Raw genomic sequence first — 8,468 nt, 5'->3', positions numbered from 1 at the left:
CAAGCAGCGCGAACGCGCGTTGGACCACAAGAAAGACAAGACGCCGCAGGGGCCTAGAGACGGGGCGTTCGACCCGTCCGTCAGAGAGGTCCCGGTCAGGGTCGCGGGGGTTACGCAGACCGTTCCAGGACTGCACGCCGGTGCAGCCTGCCCGTCATGGGCGCCGGGGGTAGCCGCAAAGAACGGCGCCTGCCCCGAGCTCATGTCCAACTCTTCGCGCGGGGCGTCGGTCTTCGTCGAAACGGTAAATTCCATCCACTCCGGGCGAAGTCCCGGCGCCCCGCCCAGTCCTCCACCGCCCGCGACGTCGCGAGGCGGGCAAGCGTGTTCCTTCTCCCCTTGCGGGGAGCGGAGCGAGGTCGGATGAGGGTCTCTCAACCGGCTGCAAAACCCCTCATCCGTCGACCTTCGGCCGCCACCTTCTCCCGCAAGGGGGAGAAGGAAGCCTCCGCGACCCGTTGTCACGGCTGCGCTTTCAGGATTACCTCCGCCCACAACGGAAAGAGCCCCGCATGACAGACAGCCCTCCCAGCACCGGCAAACGCATCGAACTGACCATCCGCGCCCTGATCCTGGGCTGCTTGCTGGCGGCGGTGTTTACGGCGGCCAACACCTATCTGGGCCTGAAGGTCGGCCTGACCTTCGCCTCGGCCATTCCGGCGGCGGTCATCTCCATGGCCCTGCTGCGCGCCTTCAAGGGTTCGACCATCTGGGAGAACATGACGGTTCAGACCGTCGCCTCGGTCGGCGGCGCCATGAGTTCCATCATCTTCGTCCTGCCCGGTCTGGTCATGATCGGCTGGTGGATGAACTTCCCCTTCTGGGAGTCGGTGGCCATCTGCGTGCTCGGCGGCGTGCTGGGCGTGACCTTCTCCATTCCGCTGCGCCGGACGCTCGTGGTCCAGGGCGGCCTGCCCTACCCGGAAGGCGTCGCCGCCGCCGAGGTGCTGAAGGTCGGCTCGCCGGGCGCGGATGAATCCGAAAGCGCCGTGCGCGAGAACCGTTCGGGCCTGTTCGTGGTCATCGGCAGCGCCATCGCCTCGGCCTTCTTCGCCTTCCTGGCCGCGGCCCGCGTCTTCGCGGCTGAGACCACCGCCTTCCTGCGCCTGCCGGCAGCCCTGGGCGGCGGCGCCACCGGCGTCGGCTTCTCCATGCAGTTCGCCCTTCTGGGCGCCGGCCACCTGATCGGTCTGGCCGTCGGCCTGACCCAGTTGTTCGGCCTGGTCCTGGCCTGGCTGATCTTCGTGCCCATCCTGACCTCGCCCGAATTCGTCGCCTGGGCGGCCGCTCACGGCGTGCCCTCGATCGCCGCCAGCCTGCCCGCAGGCGCGCCCGCCGAGGAACTGGCCATGACCGTCTGGGCCAAGGAGGTCCGCTTTATCGGCGCCGGCGTCATCGGCGTCGCCGCCCTGTGGACCCTGGCCAAGCTGGCCGCCCCCCTGGTCGCCGGCCTGACCTCGGCCATCGCCGCCCAGACCAAGCGCGCCCACGGCGAGGTTCTGGACCGCACCGAGCAGGATATCCCGATCAGGATCGTCGGCCTGCTGTCCATCGCCGCCCTGGTCGGCATCGCCGTCCTGCTGGCCGTCTTCGCCCAGGGCACGGCCCTGGCTGGCTCGACCCCGCTGCTGGTCGTCGGCGGCCTGATCTATGTCGTGGTCATCGGCTTCGCCGTGGCCGCCATCTGCGGCTACATGGCCGGTCTGATCGGCTCGTCGAACAGCCCCGTCTCGGGCGTCGGCATCCTGGCCATCATCATCGCCTCGCTGCTGATGCTGGGCGTCATGGCCGTGGCCGGCGTGCCCGCCGATCCGTCGATCATCGCCTTCGCCCTGATCGTCACGGCCGTGGTCTTCGCCGTGGCCGTCATCTCCAACGACAACCTGCAGGACCTCAAGACCGGCCAGCTGGTCGAGGCCACGCCCTGGCGTCAGCAGACGGCCCTGCTGGTCGGCGTTGTCGCCGGCGCCCTGGTCATCCCCTTCGTGCTGGACATGATGAACCAGGCCTTCGGCTTCGAAGGCGGCCCGCCCGCCATCGTCGAGGGCGCCCAGACCCTGGCCGCGCCCCAGGCCACCCTGATCTCGGCCCTGGCCAAGGGCGTCATCAGCGGCGAGCTGCGCTGGGACCTGATCGGGCTGGGCGCCCTGGTCGGCGTGCTGGTCATCATCCTCGACGTCGTTCTGCGCGGCGCGACGAAGGACAAGGTCAAGCTGCCCCCGCTGGCCGCTGGCATCGGCGTCTATCTGCCGGCCGCCGTCACCACCATGCTGGTCGTCGGCGCCGTCTGCGGCTGGGCCTATGAGAAGTGGATCGCCACGACCCGCTTCAACGAGGTCGGCCGCCGCATGGGCGTCCTGCTCGCCTCGGGCCTGATCGTGGGCGAAAGCCTGTTCGGCGTCTTCACCGCCGCCGTCATCGTCAGCACACGGAACGAAGCGCCCTTCGCCCTCCTGCCCAAGGACACGACGTGGCCCGCCACGTGGGCCGGTCTGGCCGCCTTCGCGGTCCTGACCTTCGCCCTCTATTCCTGGATCCGCAGCCGCTCGGCCAAGGTCTGACCTGACTAAAGGGCGGAGGCGAAAGCTTCCGCCGCCCTACTGGGTCGCCGTTCGCGATGGCGCAGCAGATGAAACGGCCGCTCGGGCAGATCGAGCGGCAGACGAACCAGCCGCCCCGCCTCGATCAGGGGCTGGGCGGCCAGTTCCGAGATCGCCGTGACCAGATCGCTGGCCGCCACCGCCGACAGGATCGCCTCGTTCGACGGCAGGACCAGCGCCGTTCTCAGGTCGGCGGGTCCGACGCCGCGCGGCAGCACCGCCTCGAACTCGCTGCGAGTGCCCGACCCCTCCTCACGCAGGACCCAGTCCATCGCCATCAGCTCCGTCGCCGTCAGCGGCCCCCTGCGATCGGCCGCCGGATGCCCTGGAGCCGCCACCACCGCCAACCGGTCGGCGCCGACCCGGCTGCGGATCAGGCGGGGCGCTTCCTCCGCACCCTCAATCAGGCCCAGCTCCGCCTCGCCCGCCCGCACCGCCTCGACCACCCGGTGCGTATTGCCGATCGACAGGTGCAGCTGGATCTCCGGATGCGCCCGCGCAAAGGCCGCCATGCGCGGCGGCAGCCAGTAGGCGGCGATGGTCTGGCTGGCGAACAGCCGCACCGCGCCGCGCTTCAGGCCGGCCAGATCGTCCAGCGCCTGTTCCGCCGCCTCGGCCTGGGCCAGAACGGCCCGCGCCTCGGGCAGGAAGGCCGCCCCCGCCGCGCTCAGGGCCAGCCCCCGTCCGACCCGGTCGAACAACTGGGTTCCGTGCCGCGCCTCCAGCGCCGCCACCGCCGCGCTGACCGCCGACTGCGTCAGGTTCAGCGCCTCGGCGGCCCGCGTCATGTGCAGACGCTCGGCCACGGCGACGAAGATGCGGAGCTGTTCCAGCGTCATGGGCCAATCAATCGCTTTTATCGATCGTTAAATCCAGAACTATCCGTTGGAACGATCAGATGACGGAGCAGATCATGCCCCCTCATGACGACCGCCCACCCATCCACCGATACGCGCCCCAGCCTGACCGGCCCGCTGCCCGCTCCACTTCGCCGGTGGGGTCGCCTGCTGCCGGGCGTTCTGCTGAGCGCGGGCGTCGGCGCGGTCGCCTTTGGCCTGCAGGTCATCGAAACCACCCTGTTCGCCCATCCCTGGATCGAAGGCCTGGTAATCGCCATCCTCATGGGGGCGGGCATCCGGCTGTTCTGGACCCCGTCCAGCCGCTGGACGCCCGGCGTCCAGTTCAGCGCCAAGACCCTGCTGGAGGTCGCCGTCGCCCTGCTGGGCGCCACAGTCTCCGGCGCCGCTGTCATGACCCTCGGCCCCGTCCTGTTGCTGGCCATCGTCGGTGTGGTGGTTCTGGCCATCCTCGGCGGCTACGCCCTCGGTCGCGCCTTTGGCCTGCCGCCCGCCATGGCGCTGCTTGTGGCCTGCGGCAACGCCATCTGCGGCAACTCGGCCATCGCCGCCGTCGCCCCGGTCATCGAGGCCGAGGGCGAGGACGTGGCCGCCGCCATCGGCTTCACCGCCGTGCTCGGCATTCTCGTCGTCCTGCTGGTCCCCGCCATCGGAGTCATGCTGGGCTTTGACGCGGTCAAGGTCGGCGTCCTGGCCGGCCTGACGGTCTACGCCGTGCCCCAAGTGCTGGCCGCCGCCGCCCCCGCCGGCATGCTGGCGGTCCAGACTGGCGCCATCGTCAAGCTGGTGCGCGTCCTGATGCTGGGCCCGGTCTGTCTGGCCCTGGGCCTGATGCGCCCCGGCAAGGCACAGGGCGCCAAGCGGCCCAAGCTGAAGCACATGGCCCCCTGGTTCATCATCGTCTTCCTGATCCTGATGGGTCTGCGGTCAGCAGGCCTGATCCCCGAGATCGTCCTGCCCCCCTTGCAGACCGGAGTCACCGCCATGACCCTGGTCGCCATGGCCGGCCTGGGCCTGATGGTCGATCCGCGCGCCGTGGTTCGGGCCGGACCGCGCGTGGCCGCCGTGGCCGCCCTGTCGGCCCTGCTGATCGGCGTCCTTGCGCTGGCCACCATCGTGCTCATTTTGCCCGCCTGACGCACAATCGAACCGCCCCGCTGGCGTTTCCGGCGATAGGGCTGTAAGAGGCGCCGCTTCCTTCCCGCTTTCCGCATCTTGCAGCGGCCCGGACTTCCGTGGCCGAACACAGTCCGCCCGAGCCCGAAATGAACCTTCGTAACGTCGCTATCATCGCCCACGTTGACCACGGCAAGACGACCCTGGTCGATCAGCTGCTGGCCCAGTCCGGCGTCTTCCGAGCCAACGAGGCCACGACCGAACGGGCGATGGACTCCAACGACCAGGAAAAGGAACGCGGCATCACCATCCTGGCCAAGTGCACCTCGGTGCTCTGGAACGGCAAGGCCGGCGAGACCCGCATCAACATCATCGACACGCCCGGCCACGCCGACTTCGGCGGTGAAGTCGAGCGCATCCTGGGCATGGTGGACGGCTGCGTCATCCTGGTCGACGCCGAAGAGGGCGTCATGCCCCAGACCAAGTTCGTGCTGACCAAGGCGCTGAAGATGGGCCTGCGCCCCATCCTCTGCATCAACAAGGTCGACCGCGCCCACGCCGATCCGGACCGCGTCCACAACGAGACCTTCGACCTGTTCGCCGCCATCGGCGCGACGGACGAGCAGCTGGACTTCCCGCACATCTACGCCTCGGGCCGCAACGGCTGGGCGACGCTGGATCTGAACCAGCCCAACGACAACCTGGCCCCGCTGTTCGACCTGATCGTCGACCACGTTCCGGCGCCCGCCGTCCAGGCCAACAAGGACAAGCCGTTCCGCATGCTGGACGTGCTGATCGAAAGCGATCCCTTCCTGGGTCGCCTGCTGACCGGCCGTATCGAAAGCGGCAAGGCCGTCCCCGGCATGGCGATCCACGCCCTGGACCGTGAAGGCAAGGAAATCGAGCGTGGCCGCATCACCAAGGTCCTGGCCTTCCGCGGCCTGAAGCGTCAGGCCCTGGACGAGGGCTCGGAAGCGGGCGACATCGTCGCCATCGCCGGCATGTCCAAGGCCACCGTGGCCGACACCCTGTGCGCCATGGAAGTCACCGAGCCGCTGGACGCCCAGCCGATCGACCCGCCGACCATCTCGATGACCGTCTCGGTCAACGACAGCCCGCTGGCCGGTCGCGAAGGCGACAAGGTCCAGTCGCGCGTCATCCGCGACCGCCTGCTGAAGGAAGCCGAAGCCAACGTCGCCATCCGCGTCACCACGACCGAGGGCGGCGACGCCTACGAAGTCGCCGGCCGCGGCGAACTGCAGCTGGGCGTTCTGATCGAGAACATGCGCCGCGAGGGCTTCGAGGTCTCGATCTCGCGTCCGCGCGTGGTCTTCCAGCCCGGCGAGAACGGCGAGAAGCTGGAGCCGATCGAAGACGTCATGGTCGACGTCGACGACGAGTTTTCGGGCATCGTCATCGAGAAGCTGTCGGCCCGTAAGGCCGAAATGACCGACATGGGTCCGTCGGGCGCCGGCAAGACCCGCATCCAGCTGAAGTGCCCGTCGCGTTCGCTGATCGGCTATCAGGGCGAGTTCCTGACCGACACGCGCGGTTCGGGCGTGCTGAACCGCGTCTTCTCGCACTACGAACCGCACAAAGGCGCGATCGACGGCCGTCTGAAGGGCGTGCTGATCTCGAACTCGGACGGTGAAACCGCCGCCTTCGCCCTGTGGAACCTGGAAGACCGCGGCGTCATGTTCGTCGGCGCCGGCGAAAAGACCTATCAGGGCATGATCATCGGCGAAAACAGCCGCTGGGACGACCTCGACGTCAACCCGATCAAGGGCAAGCAGCTGACCAACGTCCGCGCCGCCGGCAAGGACGAGTCGGTTCGCCTGACCCCGCCGCGCCAGATGTCGCTGGAACAGGCCATCGCCTACATCGAAGAAGACGAACTGGTCGAGGTCACGCCCAAGTCGATCCGCCTGCGCAAGCAGACGCTGAACCCCTCGTTCCGCAAGAAGCGCGTCCGCCCCGACTGAGGTCGGCGACGGCCCGAAAGCAGAAGGCGACCCGCAAGGGTCGCCTTTTTCTTTGGGGCGTTCTGTCTGGGCCTACCGCCCTTGGTGCTGCATGAGGCCCGCTCTCCATCGGGTCATCCCGGCCGCAGCGCAGCGGAAGGTCGGAAGCGCCCGAGACGCTGGCGCTTCCTGCGGTCCCGGATCCACCTATTCAGGTCGTCCGGGGTGACGACGAGCGCCGCGTTCGGGTCTCTACTTCTTCTTCAGCCCCAACAGCCCCAGCCAACCGCCGCTGGTCAGCAGGGCGACGTCAAGCAGGGCCAGGGCCAGGGGCGTGGTGGTCGAGGCGGCGATGAATTTGGGACGCCACACGGGACCGAACTTGCCCTTGTAGGCCCGCAGTCCCTGGAAGCCGTAGACGGCCCCGCCCTCCTCGAAGACCAGGGCGCCGACACGGGCGAAGACCGGCGCCAGACGCCGATCCTCCAGCCCCGACAGGGGCGCCATGCCCAGGTCGAGCCGCCGGAATCCCTCGGTCCTCGCCCACTGGGCGGTGCGGGTGAACAGATAGTCCATCACCCCGTGCGGCGCGTCCGGGGCATGACGCATCAGATCGATCATGGCCTCTTCGCCGCGCGCCCCGACCAGCAGATTGGCGAAGGCGACGATCTGTCCGTCATGACGCGCGATGGCCACCGGCGAGCGATCCAGGTAGCCGATGTCGAAGCGCCCCAGAGAAAAGGCCTTCTCCGATCCATTATGATGGTCCAGCCAGGCGTCCGACACGGCCCGCAGCTCGGCCTCCAGCGGCTGCGCCGCCCCCGGGGCCAGAACCTCGAAGGTCGTGCCTTCGCGCTCGGCCCGGTTCACGGCGGTGCGCAGGTTCTGCTTGCCCTTGCCCTCGGTCGAAAAGTGCTCGGCGTCGATCACCGCCGCCTCGCCCACCTTGCGCACGGCCATGCCCAGGGTCGCCAGGTCCGCCAGCATGCCCTCGCCGACCGAATAGAAGACCGGCGCCCCGCCATAGCTGTCCGCCATCTCGGCGAAGGCCCAGAGCAGCTCCAGACGCTCGGCCTTCAGGCCCGCCGCCTCGCCCATGGCGATCCAGCGTCGCCCCCGGACGCGATAGGCGATAAAGCTGCGCCCCGATGGACTGAACAGCAGGGCCTTGTCGCCCAGCAGGGCCAGCCCCGCCTCGGGCGTCGCGGTGTCGGCCTGCTCCAGCGCGCCGCGGGCGCGCTCGATATCGGCCGCACTGGCCGGTCCGTGACTGCGGGCGCCAGGCGCCGTCAGCAGGGATCGCACCGCCACGGCCAGGGTCAGGATCGCCAGCACCGCCCCCGCCCTCAGGAAGCCGGACGCCTGGGTGTCGGTCAGGAAGGTCCACCACAGCTCATCGGTGTAGGCGGTGTCCCGATAGGCGAAGAAGCCCAGCCACAGCATGGCCGCCACCGCCGCAGCCAGCATCAGCAGCCAGCCGGGCCGCAGCGGCTCGCCCAGTCGCGATCGCCGGTTGAAGGCGGCCCGACAGGGCAGCAGCAGGGCGGCGGCCAGGGTCAGCTCCGCCGCCTCTTCCCAATCCAGCCCCTTCATCACCGAGAAGATCGCGCCGAGCATCAGCCCGAACAGGGCCGCGTAATAGGCTCCGCGCCGACGTCGCCACAGGCCCGCCGAAACCAGCAGCAACAGGAAACCCGTCACGCTCGCCGCAAAGTGGGACAGGTCGATCAGGATGGGCGCCGAGATCCGGTCCAGCGCCTGCAGGCGTCCGCTGAAGGCCGGGGTCACCGCCGACAGCAGCATGAGCGCGCCCAGACCGAACGAGGCCACGGCGAAGACCTGGGGCGTCAACTCATAGGCCAGAGCACCCAGTCTCTGGAGGATTCGTCCCAGGCCGCCCTGCCGTTTCGTGGTCGTCATTCTTCCTCGCGAGA

Annotated in this window: 5 protein-coding genes; 3 read left to right on the top strand and 2 right to left on the bottom strand. The window is 69.0% G+C overall.

Annotation, left to right across the window (positions count from 1 at the left end; all coding sequences use genetic code 11):
- Positions 1 to 512 precede the first annotated feature (512 nt).
- Positions 513 to 2,561 carry an OPT family oligopeptide transporter gene (locus tag B4A39_RS01340; RefSeq protein ID WP_292032432.1) on the top strand — a complete coding sequence of 683 codons (2,049 nt, stop codon included), beginning with the start codon at positions 513 to 515 and terminating at the stop codon, positions 2,559 to 2,561.
- A 5-nt stretch (positions 2,562 to 2,566) separates the two neighbouring features.
- Here B4A39_RS01340 and B4A39_RS01335 read toward each other — a convergent pair whose 3' ends face one another.
- Entirely contained in the window at positions 2,567 to 3,439 is an 873-nt protein-coding gene (locus B4A39_RS01335; RefSeq protein ID WP_292032430.1) for a LysR family transcriptional regulator, read from the bottom strand.
- A gap of 84 nt (positions 3,440 to 3,523) precedes the next feature.
- On the opposite strand from B4A39_RS01335, the gene B4A39_RS01330 reads away from it, so the two are divergent.
- A complete protein-coding gene (locus tag B4A39_RS01330) occupies positions 3,524 to 4,594 on the top strand; it encodes a YeiH family protein (RefSeq protein ID WP_292032426.1) in 1,071 nt (356 codons plus the stop codon).
- Between the two features lie 128 nt (positions 4,595 to 4,722).
- Complete coding sequence (gene typA / locus B4A39_RS01325) at positions 4,723 to 6,555, top strand: translational GTPase TypA (protein WP_292032423.1); 1,833 nt, start codon at positions 4,723 to 4,725, stop codon at positions 6,553 to 6,555.
- Between the two features lie 231 nt (positions 6,556 to 6,786).
- Here the strand turns inward: typA and B4A39_RS01320 are convergent, their stop codons facing one another.
- Entirely contained in the window at positions 6,787 to 8,454 is a 1,668-nt protein-coding gene (locus B4A39_RS01320) for a phosphatidylglycerol lysyltransferase domain-containing protein (protein WP_292032421.1), read from the bottom strand.
- Between the last annotated feature and the right edge of the window lie 14 nt (positions 8,455 to 8,468).

The organism is Brevundimonas sp. UBA4553 (assembly GCF_002387245.1).
GTDB lineage: Bacteria > Pseudomonadota > Alphaproteobacteria > Caulobacterales > Caulobacteraceae > Brevundimonas.
The sequence above is the reverse complement of the archived record's forward strand: the minus strand, read 5'-3'. Positions and strand labels throughout refer to the sequence as shown.